We start from the raw sequence: 22,638 nt of genomic DNA on the forward strand, positions 1-22,638 counted from the left end.
TCAAACTCCTAGTTAAGGAGCTGCCGCATTCGTTTCCAAGCAAATGGGTGGCAGCTGTACGCAGGTTGGAAAACCGGAAACTAGGAACCGGCACGCCCTAAGGCGTCCCACGCACAGCTGCCATAACTCAGGATCACAAAGAATGTCTGTAATCGTGATGGGGCGCTGTTGCGGCTAGTATTCAACGGGTTTCCAAGCCCGATCGCTGAATAGTCAGCGACGTCTGGAGCCTATCCCGTCGAAGCGAAGGCCAACAAGGCAGCAAAGTGCTCTAGCGCATCCCCTTACGCAATGTTCGGAGTTTGCCTACAACCTCTGCGGGAGTCATCCGGCATTGCGATGTTCCGCCCTCGTTTGGCGCCTTGAGGCGTTCCGGCAGCATGCTGGCGGGATGGCCCAGCCGTGCTGGAGACCGGGTCGCTCTTGAGTTTTCAGCAGGCGTAAAAAAGCCCCTGCAACCATCAGGCTGCAGGGGCTTTTGATACAACGGCACTCAGATCATTCTTCGGCGACCTTGTCCTTGCCCTGGCGCTTCTCGATGACGTTGACCAGGCGCTGGGCCAGGGCCGGGTAGTTCTCGTCGAAGTGGTGGCCGCCCGGCAGCTTCATGGCTTCGCCGACGGCGGTCTTGTCGGTGCAACCGCTTTCGTCGACTTCTTCCTCACCGTAGATGCACACCACCTTGGCCGCTGGCAGCTTGGCCATTTCCGGGCCAGTGGCGGCTTCCTTGCCGGCGTTGCCCAGCCAGCCTTCGACTTCGATCTCGAAGCTGCCGGTGCGGGCGAAGGCTAGCAGGATAATTGCGTCGACCCGCTGCTGCTCGGCTTCCGGCAGGCGGTTGTAGATAGCTGGCAAGACATCGGCGCCGAACGAGTAGCCGGTCAGCACGAAGCGCTTGGTACCCCATTTCTGCCGGTAGTGCTGCATCAGTTCGGCCAGGTCGGTGGCGCTCTGTTCCGGGGTCTTGTGCTGCCAGTAGTAGCGCAGGGTGTCGATGCCGACCACCGGGTAGCCGATCTTGGCCATCTCGCCGGCCACGTCGCGGTCCAGGTCGCGCCAGCCGCCGTCACCGGAGAGGAACAGGGTCACGGTGTCCTTGGCCTGGCCGGCCGGCACTTCGACCACCGGGATGTTCAGGCCGCCGTTGTCCGAACCCACCAGCAGCTTGCGCAGCTCGTTGTTCAGCACCTGGGGCAGGTGAATGTCGTAGTCGCTGATGCTGGTGCTGGCATTGGGAGTGTCACGCACGAAACCGGCGCTTTCGTCATCCGGGTTGTCATTCCAGGCCACCAGCCAATGGCCGTGGGCCAGGGTCTTGGGCAATGGATCGGTGCAGCCTGGAGCCGGGTTGATGGTAAAGCCCACCGACACGGCCTGGGCCTTGTCGTCGTTCTGGGTGGCGATCCAGCGCCAGGCCAGGGCGGCGCCAGGGCCGATGCCGCTGACCAGGGTCGCCGGGCCCTTGAGTTGGCCAAGGGCGGTTTGCAGGGCTTGTTCCTGCAGCTTGCAGTCGTCCTTGGGCAGGATCACCTGGACGATCTGCGCCGCGCCGCCGCGGCTCAGGGCCAGGAGCTGGGTATCGGTCAGGGCTTCGTCGGCGAGGACGGCCACGGCGACCCGGGCCTTGGCCTGGGTGGCCGGGGTGACACGGGTCAGGGTCGAGCCATCGGTCTGGGCCAGGTGTTCCAGGGTCGGTTGGGGCGCTGGACGATTCCAGTACCAGTAGCCGCCTCCCGCTATCAGGGCAAACACCACCAGAGTGGCTAATACATACCGCCAGGAGCGTTGAATCATCAGCGTTTCACCAATCCAGTCAGGCCGCCCGCAATCAGGGCGGCGGTATCGGCCAGTGCCACCAGCGGATCCAGTCCGGCGGGCACGGCCATGTAACGAGGTTCCCAGTCAGGCTGGAATTTGTCTTTGAAACGGCGCAACCCTTGGAAGTTGTACAGCTGCTCACCCCGACGGAAAACCATCGATCCAAGGCGCTGGGTCAGTGGCGCGCCACGCCGGGGTTGCAGGCCCGACAACGGCACCATCCCCAGGCTGAAGCGGGCATACCCATGGTTTTTATAATGCTGGATCAGGCCGACCATCATGAATTCCATGGTCAGCTTGGGAGCCTCCGGGTGGGCGCGCATCAGGTCGAGGCTGGCCAGGTCATGGCTGTAGGTCTCGAGCAGGTTGGCGAAGGCCACCGGACGTCCTTCAAAACGGATGATCGCGATACGGAAATGCTTGAGGTAGTCCTCGCTGAAACGTCCCAGGGAGAAACCTTTCTCGCGGACATTCTTGCCGGTCAGCCAGGCGTCGGAAATGACTTTCAGCTCGTCCATCGGCGCGTGCCCGGCTTCATGGATTTCCAGGGCAAGGCCGTCCCGGGTGCCGCGGTTCCAGGTGTAGCGCAGGTCCTTCATCTCCTTGCCCTTGGCTTCGAGGTCAAAGCGATTCAGGTCAACCCGGGCTTCTTCGCCGAGCTTGATCGCAGTCAGGCCGATGTCCATGTAGTACGGCAGGTTTTCCGCGCGCACCTGATAGAACACCGGACGCGCATGGTGGACGTCGCACAGGTCGCGGAACTGCCAGATCATCTCGGCCCGTTGCTGGGTCGGCCCGATCGGGTCGTACAGCGCCACCAGGCTGCGGCCGCGCCGCGCATACATGAGGAAGGCGTCGTCGTTGGGGTGGAACAGCAGGGCCTTGTCGCCGGTCAGGGACAGGCCGCCGTCGGGCTGGGAAGAGGCCATGAGGATCTTCGCCGCGCGGTCCAGCTCCTCGCCATTGGGCAGGTGAATCACCGGGCGCGCGGTGCGCAGCAGCCAGGTCAGGGACACCACCACCAGCAGTACCGCGGCCCCCAGCAGCGAGCGCAGGCCCCGAGGGGCGTCGGCGTCGAGGGTGAACTGCCACCACAGCTGATGGCTGTAAGGCACGTCCTGATAGGCGAACAGCAGCAGCCAGATCGAGGCGCCCAGCACGCAGACGCTGGCCACCAGGTACAGCGGCGAGAACGGCAGTTCGGTGAGGCGGCTCGGTCGGTAGAAGGAGCGCCGGAAGACCGCCAGCAGGCTGGCGGTCAGGGTCATCAGGCTGGCTTCTTCCCAGTCGAAGCCCTTGAGCAGCGAGAGCACGGCGCCGGCCAGCAGCAGGATGGTGGTGAGTATCCAGGCCGCGGATAGGCGCCGGCGCAGGCCCTGGGCCAGCAGCAGGCACAGCACCCCGATCAGGCTGGCGCCGAAGTGCGAGGCATCCACCAGGCGGTGCGGGATCAGAAAACCGATGTGTTGCAGGCGGGTGTCGATCTCCGGGGTCACGCCGGAAAACAGCAGCACCACGCCAGACAGGAACACCAGCACCGCGAGGATCGGTGCCGCCAGGCCCGAGGCCACCCGCAGCGATTGACGGGTCTGGAACAGGCGCTGGGCTTCATTGATCAGCAGCAGGACGCAGGCCACCAGCATCGGCAGGATCACGTAGATCAACCGGTACAGCAGCAGGGCGGCGGCCAGTGGCGCCGCGCCGAGTTTGTCGGCGAAGGCGGCCAGCAGAATGGCTTCGAACACCCCGACTCCACCGGGTACATGGCTGAGCACGCCGGCCGCCAGGGCCAGCAGGTAGACCAGCAGGAAAGCGCCGAAAGGCGGCGCTTCGGGCAGCAGCAGATAGAGCACTGTGGCTGCTGCTGCGACGTCGAGTGCGGTGATCAGCAGTTGCAGGAGCGTCAGGCGGCGTCCCGGCAGGCGCAGGGTGCGGCGCCCGGCCTTGACCAGCAGATTGTCCGGCAATGGCTGTTCGGGCAGGCGGCGCCGGTAGATACCGATGACCAGGATCGCGCAGAGCAGCAGTACGGCGCCGGCAATGCTGGCCAGCAGACCTTCGGACAGGCGCAGGGCGGCGGAGGCGGCGGGCAGGTTGCTCAGGGTCGCCAGGGCGGCAAGCGGTGGCAGGGCGCAGCCCAGGGACAGGCTGGCGAACAGCGTCATATGGGCGACGTCGCCGGCGCCCACACCATGCCGGGCATACAGTCGGTAACGCACCGAGCCGCCGGAGAGCAGCGACAGGCCGATGGCGTTGCCGATGGCAAAAGCGGTGAAGCCACCCAGGGCCAGGGTACGTGGCGGCAGGTTCACCCCGGCGTAGCGGCTGGCGGACCATTCGTAGCCGAGCAGGATGACGAAGCCGACCACGGTTGCGGCCAGGGCACCGAGCAGGGCCGGTTTGGGCACGTCGAGGATCGAGTCATGCAGGGCATACAGATCCAGCTCGCTGAGCAGGTGACGACAGGCAATCAGGGCGATGCCGAACAGCAGCAGGGTCACGACCATGCCGATGGGCTGGCGGTATTTGCTCAACAGCTCCAGCCAGCGCAAGCGGGTGGCCGCAACCGGTGGGTTCGCTGCAACGGTATCGGTGTCTTGTGAATCAGACGAGTTGGCGCGCATCAATCACCTCGTGGATTGTGCGCGACAGGATGGGGGTATCCAGCCAAGTTACCAATCCCTGCAGAAAAAATAGTTTCAAATATTAACGCGTCTCACCATGGCCCTGCGAGCCCGGACGGCCAGCGTTTTCAAGCGACAGACTGCCAATGAGCATAGCGGGTTGGAAAGAGTGGGGGAGGTGACTGACGGTTCACGGGAGATTGCCAGGTCATTGTTGCGAAAAGATTTTTTCGACAGATACAAAAAAGGCCACTCTTTCGAGTAGCCTTTTTTGATGTTTGGTTGCGGGAGCCGGATTTGAACCGACGACCTTCGGGTTATGAGCCCGACGAGCTACCAGGCTGCTCCATCCCGCGTCTGTGTGGCGGCATTCTACAGACGAACGCCGGAGTGTCAACCGTTAATGGTCCATTGAGTCAAATAAGTGTTGAATGACTCCCAGGGCGGGTTAAGTCCCGGAGCTGCAAAGGGTTTTGTTTTTTGCGCGACACTCGCGCAAGGCACGGCGATAAAACGGGTGCGCACAAAAAAGGCCACTCTTTCGAGTAGCCTTTTTTGATGTTTGGTTGCGGGAGCCGGATTTGAACCGACGACCTTCGGGTTATGAGCCCGACGAGCTACCAGACTGCTCCATCCCGCGTCTGTGTGGCGGCATTCTACAGAGGATCGCCGGGCTGTCAACCGATCAGGCGAAAAAAACTGTTCTCGTTCAATCGCTTAGCTTGAAAGGACAGCCCTTGAATCGGCCTCGGGGGCATGCCACACAAGGCTTTCAGCTCTATTGAGGGGCTTTGACCGATTGAGAAAATAAATTCATCTTCCGATTTTTCTGGTGGCAGGCAGGAGAAATCAAACTACTGGTGCTATATACAGTTCTCGGTGAGATACTGTCGCCCTGTCTCACGATTGACCTCTTGCTTCCATGAACTCTGCCTTTATATGACGCAGCGCAAAATCATCCACATCGACTGCGATTGCTTCTACGCCGCCATCGAAATGCGCGACGACCCGCAATTGGCCGGTAGGCCGATGGCGGTGGGTGGCTCGGCGGAGCGACGCGGGGTGATCGCCACTTGCAACTATGAAGCCCGCGCCTTTGGCGTGCGTTCGGCCATGTCTTCGCGGCATGCGCTGACGCTGTGCCCCGACTTGCTGATCGTCAAGCCGCGCATGGAGGCCTACCGGGAAGCGTCGAAAGAGATTCATGTGATCTTTCGCGACTACACCGACCTGATCGAGCCCTTGTCCCTGGATGAGGCCTATCTGGACGTCTCCGACAGCCCCAACTTCGCCGGCAGCGCCACGCGCATCGCCCAGGATATTCGCCGCCGGGTCTCCAACCAGCTGCATATCACCGTGTCGGCCGGGGTGGCGCCGAACAAGTTCCTGGCCAAGATCGCCAGCGACTGGAAGAAGCCCAATGGCCTGTTCGTGATCACCCCGGACCAGGTCGAGGACTTCGTTTCGGCCTTGCCGGTGAACAAGCTGCATGGCGTGGGCAAGGTCACGGCCGACAAACTGGGACGCCTGGGTATCGTCAACTGCGAGGGGTTGCGCGACTGGAGCAAGCTGGCGCTGGTGCGCGAGTTCGGCAGTTTTGGCGAGCGCCTGTGGAACTTGGCCCGGGGCATCGATGAGCGGCCGGTGCAGAACGACAGCCGCCGGCAGTCCATCAGTGTGGAAAACACCTACGACGTCGATCTGCCCGATCTGCAGAGCTGCCTGGATAAACTCCCGGAGCTGATGCAGACCCTGGCCGGGCGGATCGAACGAATCGACAGCAGTTATCGTCCGGGCAAGCCCTTCGTCAAAGTGAAGTTTCACGATTTCACCCAGACCACGCTCGAACAGGCGGGGGCAGGGCGGGACCTGGAGAGTTACCGGCAGCTTTTGACCCAGGCGTTCAAGCGCGGGGACAGGCCGGTGCGGCTATTGGGGATTGGTGTGCGTTTGCAGGATATGCGTGGCGGGCATGAACAGCTGGAGTTGTTCAGCCGTTCCTGAAAAAGCATCGCGATCCAGCCCACTCCTGCAGTGCAGGCTGGCTCGCGATGGCTTGCAGATCAATTGGCGCCGGGATCGGCGACCAGGCGGCCGGCGTTCTTGGTCAGCGACTTGAGAAATTCGCTTTGCAGCTCCGGATCGTTGCGGGTCAGCTCGATCAGGCTCTGTTCCAGTTCGCTGGCTTCTTCTTCCAGACCCAGTTCGGAGAGACGCTTGACCCGGTGCACCCACTGGCTCACTTCGTCATCCTCGAGGTCGTCGTAGATCAGGTTGTGCGCTTCCAGCAGCTTACCGCGCAGGGTGTTGCTGATGGCCAGCGACGAGTCGGAATGCACGTCGTCCTGGGCATCCGCGACGCTGATCTGCAGCTTGCCGATGTGGTTCAGGTCCTGCTCGGAAAACGGGCTGTCCAACAGGTTCAGGCGCAGTATGCCGTTGCGGTCGGTGCTCAGCTCATGGGTTTCCTTGCCGGCCTTGACCTGCACCGGGCGTTCGCTCCAGGGCAGGCTCGAATACTCCACGCGCTTGTCGCGCTGGACTTCATCGATCCCCGCCAGGTTCTGTTGCGCCCGACCATGGGACTGCACGTTCATGAACGGGTTGAGCCCGGCCACGCCGTAGCTGATCCAGTCCTTGGTGACGCTGTCCGGCAGGTTGCCCAGGGCAAACACATTGACCACGTTGGCGCCGATACCGGCGACCACGGCTACCGCGCCCAGCGGGATCTCGTAGATCTCCCGCCAGGGTTGATAGGGCGTGTAGCGATCGTAGCGACGCGTGACTTCGAACTCGGTGACTTCGAAGGTCTTCTGCTCGTGGATGCGTACCCGGCGTTGCGGCAGCTCAAGCACCTTAGGCTCACCGACATCGATCTGCAGGCTGTGGTCGAGCAATTTGCGCTCGACGCGTTCCTCGTGCTCGCTGCGTTGCGACATTTGGTTGGCACAGCCGCTGAGCAACAGGGCGCCGCACAAGGCGGCGCCACCGAGGCTTAAGGTGTTTCGCTTGAACATGACTTCTCTATCTGGTTTCAGCGACGGATACGGGCTTGGAGGAAGGACAGCACGTCCGCCACTGGCAGCGCTTGCGCCTCGGCTTCGGTACGGCTCTTGTATTCCAGGTTGCCTTCGGCGAGGCCGCGGTCGCTGACCACGATCCGGTGTGGAATGCCGATCAGCTCCATGTCCGCGAACTTGATGCCCGGGCTGGTCTTCTTGTCGCGGTCGTCCAGCAGCACTTCGAAGCCGGCGGCGGTGAGTTCCGCGTACAGCTTGTCGGTGGCTTCGCGAACCTGCTCGGTTTCATAGCGCAGCGGTACCAGAGCGATCTGGAACGGGGCCAGGGTGTCGCTCCAGATGATGCCGTTCTCGTCGTTGTTCTGCTCGATGGCCGCAGCCACCACGCGGGACACGCCGATGCCGTAGCAGCCCATTTCCAGGGTGACCGGCTTGCCGTTCTCGCCCAGCACTTCGCACTTCATCGCCTTGCTGTACTTGTTGCCCAGCTGGAAGATGTGCCCGACTTCGATGCCGCGCTTGATTTCCAGGGTGCCCTTGCCGTCCGGGCTCGGGTCGCCGGAGACGACGTTGCGCAGGTCGGCCACGGTAGGGACCGGCATGTCGCGTTCCCAGTTGAAGCCGAAATAGTGCTTGTCGTCGACGTTCGCGCCGATACCGAAGTCGCTCATCAGGGCCACCGAACGGTCGACGATGATGGGCAGCGGCAGGTTCAGCGGGCCCAGGGAGCCGGCGCCGGCGCCGATGGCGTCACGCAGCTCGGCTTCCGAAGCCATGACCAGCGGGCTGGCGACGCCAGGCTGGTTGGCGGCCTTGATTTCGTTCAACTCGTGGTCGCCACGGATGATCAGGGCGATCAGCTTGCCGGCTTCCTCGGCGTGCACCACCAGGGTCTTGACGGTCTTTTCGATCGGCAGGTTGTAGCCTTCCACCAGCTGCGCGATGGTTTTCGCGTCAGGGGTGTCGACCAGGCGCAGTTCTTCGCTCGGCGCCGGACGCGAGGTTTCCCGTGGCACGGCTTCGGCTTTCTCGATGTTCGCCGCGTAGTCGGAGCCGTTGCTGAAAACGATGTCGTCTTCGCCGGACTCGGCCAGTACGTGGAATTCGTGGGAGCCGGCGCCGCCGATGGAGCCGTTGTCCGCTTCGACCGGACGGAATTTCAGGCCCAGGCGGGTGAACACGTTGCAGTAGGCCTGGTGCATGCGGTCATAGGTGACCTGCAGCGATGCCTGGTCGGCGTGGAAGGAATAGGCATCCTTCATGATGAACTCGCGACCGCGCATCAAGCCGAAGCGTGGACGGATTTCATCGCGGAATTTGGTCTGGATCTGGTACAGGTTGATCGGCAGCTGCTTGTAGCTGCTCAGCTCGTTGCGGGCCAGATCGGTGATCACTTCTTCGTGGGTCGGGCCGGCGCAGAAGTCGCGACCATGGCGATCCTTGAAGCGCAGCAGTTCAGGGCCGTACTCCTCCCAGCGACCGGATTCCTGCCACAGTTCAGCCGGTTGCGTGCTCGGCATCAACACTTCAAGCGAGCCGGCGGCGTTCATTTCTTCACGAACGATGGCTTCGACCTTGCGCATCACCCGCAGGCCCATCGGGAGCCAGGTGTACAGGCCCGAGGCCAGTTTGCGGATCATGCCGGCGCGCAGCATCAGCTGATGGCTGATCACGACCGCATCGGAAGGCGTTTCTTTCTGTGTGGCGAGCAAAAATTGACTGGTGCGCATGGTAGGCCGTTGTCGGTTGCTGAAGACTAGAAGTGACGAAGCATTGTACGGGCGAGAACCCTTGGCGTACAGGATTGCGGCCGGGGGAGGTCGGGGCGCCGGATGAGTGCCGGTGCGCCCCGGGGTTTCCTAGGGTTCTTCGCTGACCGCAGTAGTGGGTGGAGTGGCCGGCGGTGCGGCTTCGGGTGTTTCCGGCGGTTCGGCGCGGCGGCTTTCCTGGAACCAGTGCAGGGCGATCAGGATCAGGGTCGGCACACCGAGCAGGGCGGTAATCAGGAAGAAGTCGTGATAGCCGAACTTCTCCACCATGACTCCCGAATAACCGCCGATCAGGCGCGGCAACAGCAGCATGATCGAGCTGAGCAGGGCGTACTGGGTCGCCGAGAACTTCAGGTTGGTCAGGCTCGACAGGTAGGCGACGAAGGCCGAGGTGGCCAGCCCCGAGCTGAAGTTGTCCAGGGAAATGGTCACCACCAGCATCTGCAGGTTGGGGCCCATGTCGGCCAGCATCAGGAACAGCAGGTTGGTGGCGGCCGAGGCGGCGCCGCCGATGAACAGGATCGGCAGGATGCCGAAGCGCACGATCAGCAGGCCGCCCATGCCGGCGCCGACCAGGGTCATGATCAGGCCGAAAATCTTGCTGACGCTGGCGATCTGGTCCTTGGTGAAGCCCTGGTCGATGTAGAACACGTTGGCCATCACGCCCATCACCGTGTCCGACATCCGGTAGGTGGCGATCAGGCCCAGCAGCAGCAGGGCTTGCCAGCGATAGCGCAGGATGAAGTCGTTGACAGGCGTCAGCACCGGAGCCAGGCCGCGGCGGCCCATGGCTGACAGGCACAGCGATGTCAGGATGATGTAGAGAATGGCGCGCAGGAAGGCCCGGTCTTCCAGCAACAGGTCCAGCAGGCTGGCGCCTTCGAACAGCACGCTGGCGAAGTCGGTGTTGTACAGCTGGGTGAACATCGCCGGCACGGACACCAGCAGCACGATCAGCACGAACACCGACACCAGCTGGTGCAGGAAACTGTAGCGCCCGGCCGACAACTGGGTACGCAGTGGCACGGGCGGTTCGCGCATGAACAGTGTGGTCAGCAGGGCTGGAATCATCAGTACGCCGAACAGCACGTAGGTGCCGGTCCAGGCCGAGTGTTTGTAGCTGAAACCGGTGGAGCCGAAACCTTCGGCGAAGAACAGGGCGCCAGCGGTGGCCAGCAGGGCGGCGACGCGGTAGCCGGACATATAGGCGGCGGCCAGGGCAGCCTGGCGGTTGTCTTCGGCGATTTCCAGGCGGTAGGCGTCCACCGCGATGTCCTGGGTGGCCGAGGCGAAGGCGACGATAACGGCAATGGCGATCAGCCAGGACAGGTGTTTTTGCGGATCGCAGAACCCCATGCCGATCAGCCCGAGCAGCACCAGCGATTGCGACAGGACCAGCCAGGAGCGGCGGCGCCCGAGCTTGCCCAGCAGGGGCAGGCGCCATTGGTCGAGCAAGGGCGACCAGACCCATTTGAAGGCGTAGGCCAGGCCGATCAGGCTGGCGTAGCCAATGGTCTCGCGGGCCACACCGGCTTCGCGCAACCAGACTGAAAGTGTCGAAAACACCAGCATGTAGGGCAGGCCGGCGGCGAAACCAAGCAGCAACAGCACGAGCGTCGAGGGGCTGGCATAGGCGGCGAGCGCGGCGCGCCAGGTTTTACGGGGCATGGGCTGGAGTCTGCCTCAAGAATTACGGAAACAAAGCGCGCACTCTAACCGCTGTGCTCTACCGGGCGCCAGCCATGGCGCTGAATATCCACACGATTGTTCAGGATCGAGACACCTTCCATACGCAGTCGCGCGCGCTGTTCGTCGCCCGATGCGCTGCCCACGGGCAGGCTGATACGCCCGCCCGCGCCCAGTACGCGGTGCCAGGGCAGGCTGGTGTCGGTGGGCAGCTGGCTGAGGGTCCGCCCAACCCAGCGCGCGGCGCGACCCAGGCCTGCCATTTCCGCCAGTTGCCCATAGCTGACCACCTTGCCTTCCGGGACCTGGGCAAGGGTCAGGTAGAGCGCCGTGCGTCGGATTTCGGCGGGGCTTTGACCGGTGTCGGGCGGTTCGATCACGTTCGGGGGTTCCTGATGCAGGCCTGTAAACCGTCTGTAGGACAAAGGGTTTATTAACCGTTGAGGATTGAACTCACTATAGATAGTCGAGTCAGTCCCTACCTGAGGTTTTATTCATGTGGATAATGCCGGTTTTTTTCGCAAACTCGAGTCCTGTATCTGTTTATGTTGTCCAGAGCCCTGTTGTGCCTTGCCGTTTTCAGTGCCTCCACGCCTTTGCTCGCCGATACCGTCTGGTTGAAGAACGGTGACCGTCTGAGCGGCAAGATCAAAGTCTTCGATGGCGGCAAATTACTGATCCAGACCGAGTATGCCGGGGCCATCCCGATCGACTGGAAGCAGGTCAAGACGCTGGAGAGCGATCAGGAGCTGCTGGTCAAGCAGGATGCCTACACCGGCGAGAAGGCCAAATCCCTGCAGGCGGCGGAAGATGGCAAGGTCACCCTGGCCAACGGCGAGACGCCGAAGACCGTCGAGCTGGCGAGCATCCAGCAGATCATGAAGCCCAAGCCGGTGGTCGAGGATCTGGTGTGGAAGGGCAATGTCGACATGGCGCTGGATTATCAGCGGGCGGAAAAGGATACCGACGACTACGACATCGACTTCAAGACCTCGGCGCGCCACGGCAAATGGCGGCACACGGCGGAGGGCGAGTACAACCGCGAATTCCAGAACGATGTGGTCACCACCGACAACTGGCGCGCCGAATACGCGCTGGACCGCTTCCTCACCGATAAGTGGTTCTGGCAGGGGCGGCTGAATTACAAGCGTGACAAGGTCGAGGAGCTGGCGCGCCAGCGCGTGGTGGGTACCGGTCCGGGCTACCAGTTCTGGGATGACGAATTGGGTGCGTTCTCCCTGGGTTCGCTGCTCAACCGCACGGACTACGAGTACAAGGACGGCGGCAAGGACAACTTCTATTCCCTGGCCATGAAGTGGGACTACAACCGTTACCTGATTGGCAAGCGGGTCGAGCTGTTTACCAATGGCGAGGTGGGCAGGCCACTGTCCAATATTGCCGATTACGCCCTGGATGCCGAGATCGGCCTGCGCTACAAGGTCACGGAATGGGCGTCGCTCAACCTCAAGGCCGAACGGGACATCATCAGCGGCACCAAGGACAGCGACCTCAACAAGACCCGTTATACCGCGGGGTTTGGCGTGGCTTGGTAAGCTCGCAGGCCTGGAAATGAAAAAGTCCCGCGGTTTGCACCGGCGGGACTTTTTTGTTTGGCTGCGGGAAGAGTGCTGTCTCAATAGCGCCGTGTTATGCCCGGCTCAACTGCATGCCTCATGACGGCTGCCCGTCTGGTACTGGCATTCGCTCTGCAGGCTGCCGTCCTCGTTCCAGAGGCGCATCCAGCCGTGCGCTTTGCCATCCAGGTAATCCGTGGATGATTCCATCTGTCCGCTTTCGTACCAGGTGACGGCGGGGCCTTCGAGTTTCGCGTCCTTGTAGATCTTGTGGTCCTTGAGCTGGCCGTTGTCGTACCAGGCTTTGAAATCACCCTGCTCGCGGTGCTGTTCATCCCATTGCCACTGGAGGGTTTGCACGCCCTGTTCGTTCCAGAGGGCATAACTGCGCTGGGTGCCGTGTTCGTCGTTGAATTGCTTCTGTTTTACCTTGCCGTTGGGGTGGTACTGGATTTGCCAGCCCACGGGCTGGTTGTTCACGTAATCGACGGTGCTTTCCAGTGTGCCGTCAGGGTAATAGGACGGGCTGGGGCCGACTTTCTTGCCGGCAACGAACTGTCCGCTGTCTTTGATCTTGCCATCCGGGTAGTAGCTGGTAATTGGGCCGTCCGGCAGATTCGCCCGGTAGGTGATGCGCCCGACCCGCTTGCCGTTCTCGTCGTACTCATGGTATTCGCCGTCGACTCGTTTGCCTTGGCTCCAGTTGTAGGACTCGGCGATTTTGCCATTGTCGTGGTAAGTGCTTTGCCAACCCTCCAGGAGTCCGTCCCGATAGTTCGAGCGTTTAACCACGACACCGCTCTCGGAGTAGGTCAGCGCTTCTCCCTGGCGTTTGCCATTGATGTCATAGCGAGCGCTGTGGCGGACCTGGCCGTCCGGATAGTAGGTTTTCGAGGCATGAACGGCCTTGCCCGAAACGAAGTCCTTGGCGCTGACGAAATAGTCCCGGCGCAGGGCGCCTGAATCGACGTAGAAGACTTTCGCGTTCCAGGCCTTTTGCCGGTCGTCGTAGCTCATCGGCATCGTCAGGAAGTACGAGGCCTGGCCTTGGCCTGTCGGGGCATACTGCTCGTCGAGGTAGAGCTTGCCGTCGACCGGGGATGCAGTCAGTTCTGCGCATTCCTGGGCGGTGCAGGGCCGGACCTTTTCGAAAAAGGCTCGTTTTCCGTCGCAGTCTGAAAGTGTCAGCAAGAGTGGGGTCTGGTCATCGATCAGTTGCTGGATTTCTTCCAGGGCCTGACCGAAGGACTCCGTGGGGATGCCTGAAGATTCAGGCGTGAGGTAAACCTCGTTGCTGCCACAACGATGGGCGTTGGAAAGTTCCAGCAGTACTGCGCGCCGCAACTCGGGTTGTTGTTTCGAGTCCTTGGCAATGTAGCTGGCGCCGCTGTCCATGCTGACGATGACCGTTGGATGGTCGGGGCGAGGCGTGGCGTTGAGTGCGAGAGGGAGGGTGAGTGTGAGCACCGCTGCGCTCAACAACTTCCAGTGTCTGAACGGCATCCTGCTGTTTCCATATGATTGTCCGAGGGGGCGGATCATATAGCCTGGGTGCCATTAAGCAAAAACATCCGGGCACAAAAAAGCCCCGCTTTGAGGGCGGGGCTTTTTACTGTTTCAGTACAAGTTAGATAACTTGAACTTCTTCAGCTTGCATGCCTTTCTGACCGCGGGTAGCGATGAAAGAAACCTGTTGGCCTTCTTTCAGGCTTTTGAAGCCGTCGGATTGGATAGCTTTGAAGTGTACGAACAGGTCGTCACCGGATTGTGGAGTGATGAAGCCGAAGCCTTTTTCATCGTTGAACCACTTAACGGTACCGGTTTGGCGATTAGACATGGTGTATCTCCTTGGACAAAGTTAACTGCGACTCAGGAAAAGCCCTGGCCGAGACTGAGTGCAAAGAGCAGGAAAAATTCTTGGAGATGGTTGGATCGAAATTCAACATCGTGTAGAGATTCTCAGTGACACAAGCAGCACAGTGACGCCACCTTAACCCTTTTTCCGGAACCTGCCAATGTTCTTTGCGAAGGATTCGCGCTTTTAGTGACTGGCGGTGCCGTACATACCCTCCAGCCCGCAAGTATTGCGGCTTTCAGCGAGAAAAGCGGTCCAGACTTTGAACCCGCAGGCGCACCCCGGTAAGATGCCGGACAGAATTTTTCCACCTCGCTATTTCAGGACACCCGCCATGAGCATCAAATCGGACAAGTGGATTCGCCGCATGGCGCAAGAACACGGCATGATCGAACCTTTCGTGGAGCGCCAGGTGCGTGGCGAAGGCTCTGATCGGCTGATTTCCTTCGGTGTCTCGAGCTACGGCTACGATGTGCGTTGCGCCGATGAGTTCAAGGTGTTCACCAACATCAATTCGGCCACCGTCGATCCGAAAAACTTCGACGCCGGCAGCTTCGTCGACATCAAGAGCGACGTGTGCATCATTCCGCCGAACTCCTTCGCCCTGGCCCGCACCGTCGAGTACTTCCGTATTCCGCGCAATGTGCTGACCATCTGCCTGGGCAAAAGCACCTACGCCCGTTGCGGCATCATCGTCAACGTCACCCCGCTCGAGCCTGAGTGGGAAGGCCACGTGACCCTGGAATTCTCCAACACCACCACCTTGCCGGCGAAGATCTACGCCAACGAAGGCGTGGCGCAGATGCTGTTCCTGGAGTCCGACGAAGAGTGCGAAGTGTCCTATAAGGACCGTGGCGGCAAATACCAGGGCCAGCGTGGCGTGACCCTGCCGCGTACCTGATCTGACGAATAGCGGGAATTCCTCAGCGGGCAGATACTCTAACCAGAGGACTGCCCCGGTTTGCGCACAGCGGATCGTGCATCGCTCAGGAGTGCCCCATGAAGATCGATCCGCTTATAAGCGCCACACTTGCCAGACTTGAGCCCAATCAGGTCGGCGTCCTGGCCTGGTCATTGCTGGCGCACCCCAGCGCGGCAGGCGGCATTCCCGGTCAACCCGACCCCGATACCCCGCAACCTACCGAGCCGAGCGAACCTGGCGAACCGACCTTGCCGGACGAGCCTCCTCCCGCTCCTGTCGCCTGATTGACGCCACCCCACGAAAAAGGCCAGCCCACCGGACTCCACCGGCGGGCTGGCCTTCGTCTATAGAGGCGCCTGGCTTACTTCAGGTTACCGCTGAGAAACTGCTTCAGACGCTCACTCTTCGGATTGCCTAGCACTTCTTCCGGCGCGCCTTCCTCTTCCACCAGGCCCTTGTGCAGGAACAGCACCTGGCTCGACACCTTGCGGGCGAAACTCATTTCATGGGTGACCATGATCATGGTCCGGCCTTCCTCGGCCAGGCCCTGGATCACCTTGAGCACTTCGCCCACCAGTTCCGGGTCGAGGGCCGAGGTGGGTTCGTCGAACAGCATCACTTCCGGCTCCATCGCCAGGGCCCGGGCAATCGCCACCCGCTGTTGCTGGCCGCCGGAGAGAAAGGCCGGGTACTGGTCGGCCACCCGGGGGAGCAGGCCGACCTTGTCCAGGTAACGCCGGGCGCGCTCCTCGGCGTCCTTCTTGCTGATCCCCAGTACCCGGCGCGGGGCCATGGTGATGTTCTCCAGCACCGTCATGTGGCTCCACAGGTTGAAATGCTGGAACACCATGGCCAGGCGCGTGCGAATCCGTTGCAGCTCGTCGGCGTCGGCCACGTGCATGCCGTGGCGGTCCTTGACCATGCGGATCTGCTGGCCGTCCAGGCTCATGGCGCCGTCGTCCGGGGTTTCCAGGAAGTTGATGCAGCGCAGGAAGGTACTTTTGCCCGAGCCGCTGGCGCCGATCAGGCTGATGACGTCACCGGTCTTCGCCTTGAGCGAAACCCCTTTGAGCACTTCATTGTCGCCGTAGCATTTATGCAGGCCTTCAATGGTCAGTTTGTACATGGGGCATGCATCCTCAAGGCGAAAGTAGGTAGCCGCTGCGATAGGCTTCGCGGCCGGCGACATGGGCGATCACCATGCCGGCCGTGGCCATGCGGCGCAGTGAGCGGGCGTAGAGCAGGCCGGCGCAGCTGCAATGAATGGGGGTGACGCGATCGTTGATCGGGTCGATGACTTCGGCCACCTGTTGCCCGGCTTCCAGGTATTCCCCGGGCAGCGCGGTGAACACCAGCAGGCCGCCCACGGGGGTGGCCACAGGTTCGACGCCGGCCAGCGGCGTGGCCGGGTAGGGCAGCTCGGGCATGGGCGGAGCCTCGCCGGCGATGGCGCCGAAATGGGTCAGGTAATCCAGTATGGCCTGGCAATCCAGGCTGGCCAGGCCATGGTTGACATCGCCCTGGCCGCGCAGCTCGACAGTGACCGAGAAGCAGCCCTGGGGAATGGCGAAGCGTTCGCCGAACCGCTGCTGCAATTGCCACCAGAGCAGGGTGAAGCATTCGTCGAACGACTGCCCGCCGGAGTCGGTGGCCAGCAGGCTGGCTTCCGAACCGATGTAGCGGGCCAGCGGCTCGACCTGCGGCCAGGCCTCGGGGGTGGTGTACAGGTGGGCCACGGCTTCGAAATCGCAGTGCAGGTCCAGCACCATGTCCGCGTCGCAGGCCAGGCGCTGCAGGGTCAGGCGCTGGGATTGCAACTGGGTGCCGGCGGTCTGCCGCGCCAGGGCATTGCGCAGGCTGGCGCGGATGATTTCGCGGTTGTGCCGCGGATCGTCGCCCAGTTGGCCTTCGATGTCGTTGCCGACCTCTTCGCCAAGGTCGAGGAACCAGCGATTGAAGTTCTGCCCGCTTTCCAGCTCGTAGCGGCCCAGCGGCACGTCCATCAACACCTGTTCCAGGCCGGCCGGGTTGGCCACCGGCACCAGAACGATTTCGCTGTGCAGGCGGCCCTGGGCCTGCAGTTCCGCCAGGCGCGCCTTGAGGTGCCAGGCCACGAGCATGCCGGGCAGTTCATCGGCGTGCAGCGACGACTGGATGTAGATCTTGCCTTCGGCCCGCTCGGGGCCGAAGTGAAAGCTGTGGATCTGGCGCGAGGTCCCCGGCAGCGGGGCGAGCAGATCATGAGTCTGTTGGCGCATGGATAATGATTTGCCTTGTTCTAGTGGGTCGGCCCGAGGAAGGCCAGCCAGCGACGTTCGGCGAGACGGAACAGGCCGACCAGGGCGAAAGTCACGGTGAGGTAGATCAGCGCGGCGATGCCGAAGGACTCGAAGGTCATGAAGGTCGCCGAGTTGGCGTCGCGGGCGACTTTCAGCACATCCGGGATGGTCGCGGTGAAGGCCACGGTGGTCGAGTGCAGCATCAGGATCACTTCGTTGCTGTAGTAGGGCAGCGAGCGGCGCAGGGCCGAGGGCATGATCACGTAGGCGTACAGCTTCCAGCCGCTGAGGCCGTAGGCCTTGGCCGCTTCGACCTCGCCGTGGGCCATGCTGCGGATCGCCCCGGAGAAAATCTCCGTGGTGTAGGCGCAGGTGTTCAGGGCGAAGGCGAGGATGGTGCAGTTCATCGCGTCGCGAAAGAACGCATCGAGCATGGGCTGGGCGCGGATCGCGGCGATGCTGTAGATCCCGGTGTAGCAGATCAGTAGCTGGATATAGAGCGGCGTGCCGCGAAACAGGTAGGTATAGAACTGCACCGGCCAGCGTATATAGAGCTTGGGCGAGACCCGGGCGATGGACAGCGGGATCGACACCAGGAAACCGATGAAGATCGAGGCGCTGAGCAGCCACATCGTCATGGCCAGGCCGGTGACGTTGTAGCCATCGCTGTAGAGGAAGGGTTTCCAGTATTCCTGCAGGAGCTCGATCATCGCACCGCCTCCCGCGAGCCCGCGGCATAACGGCGTTCGAGCCAGCGCAGGACGACATTGGAGGCGCTGGTGATGACCAGGTAGATCAACGCTGCCAGGACCAGGAAGTAGAACAGCTGATAGGTGCTCTTGCCGGCATCCTGGGCCGCCTTGACCAGGTCGGCCAGGCCGATGATCGACACCAGCGCGGTGGCCTTGAGCATCACCATCCAGTTATTGCCGATACCCGGCAGGGCAAAGCGCATCATCTGCGGAAACACCACGAAGCGGAAACGCTGGCCGCGCTTGAGGCCGTAGGCGGTGGCGGCTTCTATTTGCCCACGCGGCACGGCGAGGATGGCGCCACGGAAGGTTTCGGTGAAGTAGGCCCCATAGATGAAGCCCAGGGTGATGACCCCGGCGCTGAACGGGTCGATCTCGATGTATTCCCATTCCATGAAGTTGGTGAAGGTGGTCAGCCAGGTTTGCAGGCTGTAGAAAATCAGCAGCATCAGCACCAGGTCCGGTACGCCGCGGATCAGCGTGGTGTAGAGCTGGGCGGGCAGGCGCAGCAGGCCCAGTCGGGAGAGCTTGGCGCTGGCGCCGATCAGGCCGAGCAGGACACTCAGGAGCAGCGACAATACCGAGAGTTTGATGGTCATCCAGGTGCCTTCCAGCAACAACGGACCGAACCCCTTGAGGCTGAAGGCAGAAAGCCCAAGGGTTTGCAGAAGTTCTTCGAACATAAATCAGAGACCTGTGGCGATAAAAAAGGCGCCCATCGAGGATGGGCGCCAGGACCTTATTTACCGCTGTAGAGATTCAGGTCGCCAAAGTGCTTTTTCTGAATGGTGGCGTAGGTGCCATCGTCGTGTAACGCTTTGATACCTTTATCCAGAAGGGCCTTGAGCTCTTTGTTACCTTTCGAGATACCGACAGCTGTCTTGGCGGGCAGCAGCGGGCTGTCCACGGGCTTGCTCACTTCATAATCGGCGCCTTGTGGCGACTTCAGGAAGCCCAGCTCGGCTTGCAGCATGTCCTGGATCGAGGCATCGAGACGCCCGGAGATCAGGTCGGCATACACCTGGTCCTGGTTCTGGTAGGCCTGGGTCTTCACCCCGGCCTTGTCCAGCACCGCCTTGGCGTAGGCTTCCTGGATGGTGCCTTGCTCGTAGCCGACGGTCTTGCCTTTGAGCGAGGCGGTGTCTTCGGTCAGGCCGGAACCTTTCTTGAACACAAAGGAAGTCGGGCCGGAGAACAGTTCGTTGGAGAAGTCGATGACTTTCTCACGGGCCGGGGTGACGGTCATGGACGAGATCACACCGTCGAATTTATTGGCTTTGAGGCCCGGGATCATGCCGTCGAAGTCGCTTTCGACCCATTTGCACTTGACCTTCAGTTCGGCACAGATGGCATTGCCCAGGTCGATGTCGAAGCCGACCAGGCTGCCGTCGGCGGCCTTGGATTCAAAAGGTGCGTAGGACGGGTCAACGCCGAAGCGCAGTTCCTTGTATTCCTTGGCCAGCGCGGAACCGGCGGCCATGCAGAGAGCCAGTGCAGAAAGGGTCAGCAATGCTTTTTTCATTATTAAATCCCTAAAAACCAATATGAGCGCTTGTGGCGCATTAGTACTGTTACTGCAACGCATCAGACTTAATGAAAGTAGCAATTTCCGAACCAGAGTCCCGAACAAGTGTTTTAAAAGGTGGTGCGAGAGCCTGCCGTGCGTCGGCCGCGCCCCAAAAAAGAGCGTGCCGGAAGCCTTGCATCAATAGGGCGCGTGGGAGATTTCAAGCAGGAAGGGGCGCGGCTGCCGGGAGTGTGGCAATGCGGGATCAGCGAGGGGGGTGAAGCGCTACAGGGCTCAAGCCCGCCCCTTGTGCAGAGGGGCGGGCTGGCCGGTGTTACTTGCCTGGCACCAGGGTCAGGCGGGTCTTGCCGTAGAGGCGGTCGAAGTTCTGCGTTTGCAGCGGCAGGCTCAGGTACTGGCCCTTGAGCCAGGCGTCGATGCCGTTCAGGTAGTTCGGGCTGGCCGGGTTGCCGGACTGGCCGCTGCTGTTCATGACGCTCAGCGGTTCGCTCTGGCCGAAATCGACGATCAGGCGCAGCGCCGGAGCCTCGGTCACATTGAAGTCCTGGCCCCAGCGGTACGGCGAACTGTTCAGGGTGCTGTGATCGCCACCGGCCTGCAGCGGCCCGCGAACGACCTGGCCATTGGCGTTCTTCCAGTTGTAGCTGTGCAGCTTGCCCCACTGCCAGGCCCTGCGGTCGCCACCCAGCAGGCTTTCACCGGCACTGATGGCGGCGGCCAGGCTGCGGGCGAGGATCGCCGGCTTGTCTTCTTTCTGCGGGGTGCGGCTGTCATCCCAGAACGGGCTGTCTTCCTGGCCCAGCAGGTGGTCGGCCTGGGCCGAATAGGACAGCGCGCCGTTGGCCACCAGGGCTTTCCAGGCCGGGCTGGATTCCGGGCCCAGTTTGTCGAGGAAGATCTGCCGGGCGCTTTCCTGCAGGAACAGTTCATAGATCGCCGCGTCGGCCGACACCGGGCTGAGTTTGCCGTCGAACGCCATCAGGCGGCTGTAAGCCTCGCGGGCCTTGCTGCGCTCTGCTTCGGGCAGGGCGTCGATGGCCTTCTTCAGGGGCTGCGCCATGCCAGGGGCTTCGAACATCTTCTTCAGCTTGGCGGCGAAGGTAGTGGTCTGGTCGTACTGCATGGCGATCATGCTGCGCCCGTCGTGCTTGCCGCTGCCGGCCAGTTCGGCCAGGCGCTCGCCACGCTCGGGGTAGTACCAGGAGTTGGACAACTGCATGCCGTAACCGTGGGGGATGATCCGCTGGTTGGCGGTGCCCAGCCAGCCCTGGGCCGGGTCCTGGTCATAGGGGTGGAGCATCGGGTCGGCATAACCGTCCCAGTCGTAACAGCCTTCCCAGCCCGGCGACGGCAGCAGGCCTTCGCCTTCACGGCGGTTGGGGAAGCGGCCGGTGACCTGCCAGCCGATATTGCTGGCGTCGGCGAACAGCATGTTCAGGCCGATGGCGCGGATCTCGCGGCTGGCGTCGGAGGCCCGTTCCACGTTCTGCGCCCGCGACAGGTCGAAAAACGCGTCCAGGCTCTTGTCGTCCTTGAGGTCCGGCTGTTGCAGGGCCAAGCCGTAGCCACCGCTCAGGTTGCTGGCGCTGTTGAGCAGGGCGCCGTGACGGGTTTCATAGACCGCCTCGCGAATCGGCCGCTGGCCTTTGACGAAGTAGGTTTCGTTGCGCACCACAGCCGGTAGCCACTTGCCGTTGGCTTCGTAATACAGCGCATTGCCCTGGCGCTTGAGTTTTTCCAGGAACAGGTCCTGGTTGTCGCCCGCGACCGAGGTCATGCTCCAGGCCACCTTGCCGTTGAAGCCCTGGACGATCATCGGCAGGCCGGCGATCGAAGCGCCCGCGGCCTGGTACTTGGGCGCGCGGATCTGCACCAGGTTCCACGCCGGCGAGTGGCTGTCGGCGGCCAGCAGGCTTCTGCCGCCGCGGCTGCGCTGGGGAGCGATGGCCCAGTTGCTGGCGCCGGCCACGCTCAGCGGGTTGAGTTCGCCGAGCTTGCCGGCAGCGTTGCTGATTTCGCTCAGGCCCGGGACATTCAGGTTGAGGCCCTTGAGCTTGTCGCTCTCGGCCAGCGGCAGCGCTTCATCCGGGTAGCTTGGGGTCAGCCAGGCGAGCTTGTCGGCGCCGACTTTCTGCGCCAGCACCAGGGCGTTGATTTCTTCCGGCAGGTTGGCCGACTGGCTGAAGTTCAGCAGGCAGAAGATCAGCGCCGAATCTTCCGGTTTCCAGTACTCGGGCTTGTAGCCGGTGGCGGCCAGGTCCGGCGGCAGCTTGTCGCGGTAGCGGAACAGGTAGGCGTTGACCCCGCGGGCGTAGACCTCGAAGAAGCGCTTGATCCGCGGGGACGAGGCCTTGTACAGCTCGCCGGCGCTGTTCTTCAGGTTGACCGCGCGCATGTAGCGGTCGACGTCCAGCACATCGGCACCGGACATCTCGGCCAGCCGGCCCTGGGCCAGCAGGCGCAGTGTCACCATCTGGTTGATCCGGTCGCTGGCGTGCACGTAGCCCAGGGCGAACAGTGCATCGTGGAAGGTGTTGCTTTCGATCAGCGGCATGCCCATGGCATTACGGCGGACCGAAACGTTCTGGGCCAGGCCCTTGAGCGGTTGCACGCCGGAAGTCGGCGGCAGGCTGTCCTGGGTGTTCCATGACTGGCAACCGGCCAGGCTGAGAACGCCGGCCACTGCCGCGGCAACGCCGAACCGGGGAAGAAAATGTGAGAGGGCTGGCGAGGCCATGGCAAAGCTCCTGCGGGGGGGTAGCGTCGATAAAGGCGCTACGTTAGTGAGCAGGCGAGTGCCGCGCAAGCAGG

The 22,638-nt window shown here is 62.1% G+C and carries 18 protein-coding genes and 2 tRNA genes; 4 read left to right on the plus strand and 16 right to left on the minus strand.

Annotated elements, in window-relative coordinates; translation table 11 throughout:
- Window positions 1–498: 498 nt before the first annotated feature.
- The 4 genes from C4K38_RS06465 to C4K38_RS06480 form a co-directional block, all read right to left on the minus strand.
- Window positions 499–1,794, minus strand: coding sequence for a virulence factor family protein (locus tag C4K38_RS06465; RefSeq protein WP_053277692.1), 1,296 nt, complete (start codon window positions 1,792–1,794; stop codon window positions 499–501).
- A complete protein-coding gene (mprF, locus tag C4K38_RS06470; protein ID WP_053277693.1) occupies window positions 1,794–4,442 on the minus strand; it encodes a bifunctional lysylphosphatidylglycerol flippase/synthetase MprF in 2,649 nt (882 codons plus the stop codon). The genes C4K38_RS06465 and mprF overlap by 1 nt, the downstream gene beginning before the upstream one ends.
- 279 nt (window positions 4,443–4,721) lie before the next feature.
- Window positions 4,722–4,798, minus strand: a tRNA-Met gene (locus tag C4K38_RS06475).
- A gap of 207 nt (window positions 4,799–5,005) precedes the next feature.
- Window positions 5,006–5,082: transfer RNA gene (locus tag C4K38_RS06480), tRNA-Met, on the minus strand.
- 299 nt (window positions 5,083–5,381) lie between these two features.
- Here C4K38_RS06480 and dinB point away from each other — a divergent pair.
- Complete coding sequence (gene dinB / locus C4K38_RS06485; protein ID WP_053277694.1) at window positions 5,382–6,446, plus strand: DNA polymerase IV; 1,065 nt, start codon at window positions 5,382–5,384, stop codon at window positions 6,444–6,446.
- 59 nt (window positions 6,447–6,505) lie between these two features.
- On the opposite strand, the gene C4K38_RS06490 is transcribed toward dinB, so the two are convergent.
- The 4 genes from C4K38_RS06490 to C4K38_RS06505 form a co-directional block, all read right to left on the minus strand.
- The gene (locus tag C4K38_RS06490; RefSeq protein WP_053277695.1) at window positions 6,506–7,459 is read right to left on the minus strand and encodes a hypothetical protein; all 954 of its coding nucleotides are present in this window, start codon (window positions 7,457–7,459) and stop codon (window positions 6,506–6,508) included.
- 17 nt (window positions 7,460–7,476) lie between these two features.
- Window positions 7,477–9,192: a proline--tRNA ligase gene (locus C4K38_RS06495; protein WP_053277696.1), complete on the minus strand. Its 1,716-nt coding sequence runs from the start codon at window positions 9,190–9,192 to the stop codon at window positions 7,477–7,479.
- A gap of 129 nt (window positions 9,193–9,321) precedes the next feature.
- Window positions 9,322–10,899 carry an AmpG family muropeptide MFS transporter gene (locus tag C4K38_RS06500; RefSeq protein WP_053277697.1) on the minus strand — a complete coding sequence of 526 codons (1,578 nt, stop codon included), beginning with the start codon at window positions 10,897–10,899 and terminating at the stop codon, window positions 9,322–9,324.
- Between the two features lie 44 nt (window positions 10,900–10,943).
- On the minus strand, window positions 10,944–11,297 hold the full coding sequence (locus C4K38_RS06505; RefSeq protein WP_053277698.1) for an MGMT family protein: 354 nt from the start codon (window positions 11,295–11,297) through the stop codon (window positions 10,944–10,946).
- Between the two features lie 165 nt (window positions 11,298–11,462).
- Here C4K38_RS06505 and C4K38_RS06510 point away from each other — a divergent pair, with 165 nt between their 5' ends.
- Window positions 11,463–12,470: a DUF481 domain-containing protein gene (locus C4K38_RS06510; RefSeq protein WP_053277699.1), complete on the plus strand. Its 1,008-nt coding sequence runs from the start codon at window positions 11,463–11,465 to the stop codon at window positions 12,468–12,470.
- Window positions 12,471–12,575: 105 nt separating this feature from the next.
- On the opposite strand, the gene C4K38_RS06515 is transcribed toward C4K38_RS06510, so the two are convergent.
- Window positions 12,576–13,970 (minus strand): toxin-antitoxin system YwqK family antitoxin, encoded by a 1,395-nt coding sequence (locus tag C4K38_RS06515; protein ID WP_231998564.1) that lies wholly within the window; start codon window positions 13,968–13,970, stop codon window positions 12,576–12,578.
- A gap of 148 nt (window positions 13,971–14,118) precedes the next feature.
- Window positions 14,119–14,328: a cold-shock protein gene (locus C4K38_RS06520; RefSeq protein ID WP_002554837.1), complete on the minus strand. Its 210-nt coding sequence runs from the start codon at window positions 14,326–14,328 to the stop codon at window positions 14,119–14,121.
- Window positions 14,329–14,680: 352 nt separating this feature from the next.
- Between C4K38_RS06520 and dcd the strand changes: the two genes are divergently transcribed.
- Window positions 14,681–15,247 carry a dCTP deaminase gene (dcd, locus tag C4K38_RS06525; RefSeq protein ID WP_025806712.1) on the plus strand — a complete coding sequence of 189 codons (567 nt, stop codon included), beginning with the start codon at window positions 14,681–14,683 and terminating at the stop codon, window positions 15,245–15,247.
- Between the two features lie 98 nt (window positions 15,248–15,345).
- The gene (locus C4K38_RS06530; protein WP_053277701.1) at window positions 15,346–15,552 is read left to right on the plus strand and encodes a hypothetical protein; all 207 of its coding nucleotides are present in this window, start codon (window positions 15,346–15,348) and stop codon (window positions 15,550–15,552) included.
- Window positions 15,553–15,629: 77 nt separating this feature from the next.
- On the opposite strand, the gene C4K38_RS06535 is transcribed toward C4K38_RS06530, so the two are convergent.
- The 6 genes from C4K38_RS06535 to C4K38_RS06560 all read right to left on the minus strand — a co-directional run bounded on the left by C4K38_RS06535 (window position 15,630) and on the right by C4K38_RS06560 (window position 22,564).
- Entirely contained in the window at window positions 15,630–16,394 is a 765-nt protein-coding gene (locus tag C4K38_RS06535; RefSeq protein ID WP_053277702.1) for an ABC transporter ATP-binding protein, read from the minus strand.
- Between the two features lie 13 nt (window positions 16,395–16,407).
- The gene (locus tag C4K38_RS06540) at window positions 16,408–17,526 is read right to left on the minus strand and encodes a succinylglutamate desuccinylase/aspartoacylase family protein (RefSeq protein ID WP_053277703.1); all 1,119 of its coding nucleotides are present in this window, start codon (window positions 17,524–17,526) and stop codon (window positions 16,408–16,410) included.
- Between the two features lie 20 nt (window positions 17,527–17,546).
- Window positions 17,547–18,257: an ABC transporter permease gene (locus C4K38_RS06545; RefSeq protein WP_053277704.1), complete on the minus strand. Its 711-nt coding sequence runs from the start codon at window positions 18,255–18,257 to the stop codon at window positions 17,547–17,549.
- On the minus strand, window positions 18,254–18,982 hold the full coding sequence (locus C4K38_RS06550; RefSeq protein WP_053277705.1) for an ABC transporter permease: 729 nt from the start codon (window positions 18,980–18,982) through the stop codon (window positions 18,254–18,256). The genes C4K38_RS06545 and C4K38_RS06550 overlap by 4 nt, the downstream gene beginning before the upstream one ends.
- 56 nt (window positions 18,983–19,038) lie before the next feature.
- On the minus strand, window positions 19,039–19,821 hold the full coding sequence (locus C4K38_RS06555) for a transporter substrate-binding domain-containing protein (protein ID WP_053277706.1): 783 nt from the start codon (window positions 19,819–19,821) through the stop codon (window positions 19,039–19,041).
- 319 nt (window positions 19,822–20,140) lie between these two features.
- Window positions 20,141–22,564 carry a penicillin acylase family protein gene (locus tag C4K38_RS06560; protein WP_053277707.1) on the minus strand — a complete coding sequence of 808 codons (2,424 nt, stop codon included), beginning with the start codon at window positions 22,562–22,564 and terminating at the stop codon, window positions 20,141–20,143.
- Between the last annotated feature and the right edge of the window lie 74 nt (window positions 22,565–22,638).

The sequence above is a fragment of the Pseudomonas chlororaphis subsp. piscium genome (genome assembly GCF_003850345.1).
GTDB classification, from domain to species: domain Bacteria; phylum Pseudomonadota; class Gammaproteobacteria; order Pseudomonadales; family Pseudomonadaceae; genus Aquipseudomonas; species Aquipseudomonas piscium.

What these genes read in the sequence shown, in the direction of transcription:
- C4K38_RS06540 (WP_053277703.1), bottom strand. Translation starts at nt 17,526, where the DNA reads ATGCGCCAACAGACTCATGATCTGCTCGCCCCGCTGCCGGGGACCTCG.
- mprF (WP_053277693.1), bottom strand. Translation starts at nt 4,442, where the DNA reads ATGCGCGCCAACTCGTCTGATTCACAAGACACCGATACCGTTGCAGCG.
- C4K38_RS06490 (WP_053277695.1), bottom strand. Translation starts at nt 7,459, where the DNA reads ATGTTCAAGCGAAACACCTTAAGCCTCGGTGGCGCCGCCTTGTGCGGC.
- dinB (WP_053277694.1), top strand. Translation starts at nt 5,382, where the DNA reads ATGACGCAGCGCAAAATCATCCACATCGACTGCGATTGCTTCTACGCC.
- C4K38_RS06530 (WP_053277701.1), top strand. Translation starts at nt 15,346, where the DNA reads ATGAAGATCGATCCGCTTATAAGCGCCACACTTGCCAGACTTGAGCCC.
- C4K38_RS06500 (WP_053277697.1), bottom strand. Translation starts at nt 10,899, where the DNA reads ATGCCCCGTAAAACCTGGCGCGCCGCGCTCGCCGCCTATGCCAGCCCC.
- C4K38_RS06520 (WP_002554837.1), bottom strand. Translation starts at nt 14,328, where the DNA reads ATGTCTAATCGCCAAACCGGTACCGTTAAGTGGTTCAACGATGAAAAA.
- C4K38_RS06555 (WP_053277706.1), bottom strand. Translation starts at nt 19,821, where the DNA reads ATGAAAAAAGCATTGCTGACCCTTTCTGCACTGGCTCTCTGCATGGCC.
- C4K38_RS06545 (WP_053277704.1), bottom strand. Translation starts at nt 18,257, where the DNA reads ATGATCGAGCTCCTGCAGGAATACTGGAAACCCTTCCTCTACAGCGAT.
- C4K38_RS06465 (WP_053277692.1), bottom strand. Translation starts at nt 1,794, where the DNA reads ATGATTCAACGCTCCTGGCGGTATGTATTAGCCACTCTGGTGGTGTTT.
- C4K38_RS06560 (WP_053277707.1), bottom strand. Translation starts at nt 22,564, where the DNA reads ATGGCCTCGCCAGCCCTCTCACATTTTCTTCCCCGGTTCGGCGTTGCC.
- C4K38_RS06535 (WP_053277702.1), bottom strand. Translation starts at nt 16,394, where the DNA reads ATGTACAAACTGACCATTGAAGGCCTGCATAAATGCTACGGCGACAAT.
- C4K38_RS06550 (WP_053277705.1), bottom strand. Translation starts at nt 18,982, where the DNA reads ATGTTCGAAGAACTTCTGCAAACCCTTGGGCTTTCTGCCTTCAGCCTC.
- C4K38_RS06495 (WP_053277696.1), bottom strand. Translation starts at nt 9,192, where the DNA reads ATGCGCACCAGTCAATTTTTGCTCGCCACACAGAAAGAAACGCCTTCC.
- dcd (WP_025806712.1), top strand. Translation starts at nt 14,681, where the DNA reads ATGAGCATCAAATCGGACAAGTGGATTCGCCGCATGGCGCAAGAACAC.
- C4K38_RS06510 (WP_053277699.1), top strand. Translation starts at nt 11,463, where the DNA reads ATGTTGTCCAGAGCCCTGTTGTGCCTTGCCGTTTTCAGTGCCTCCACG.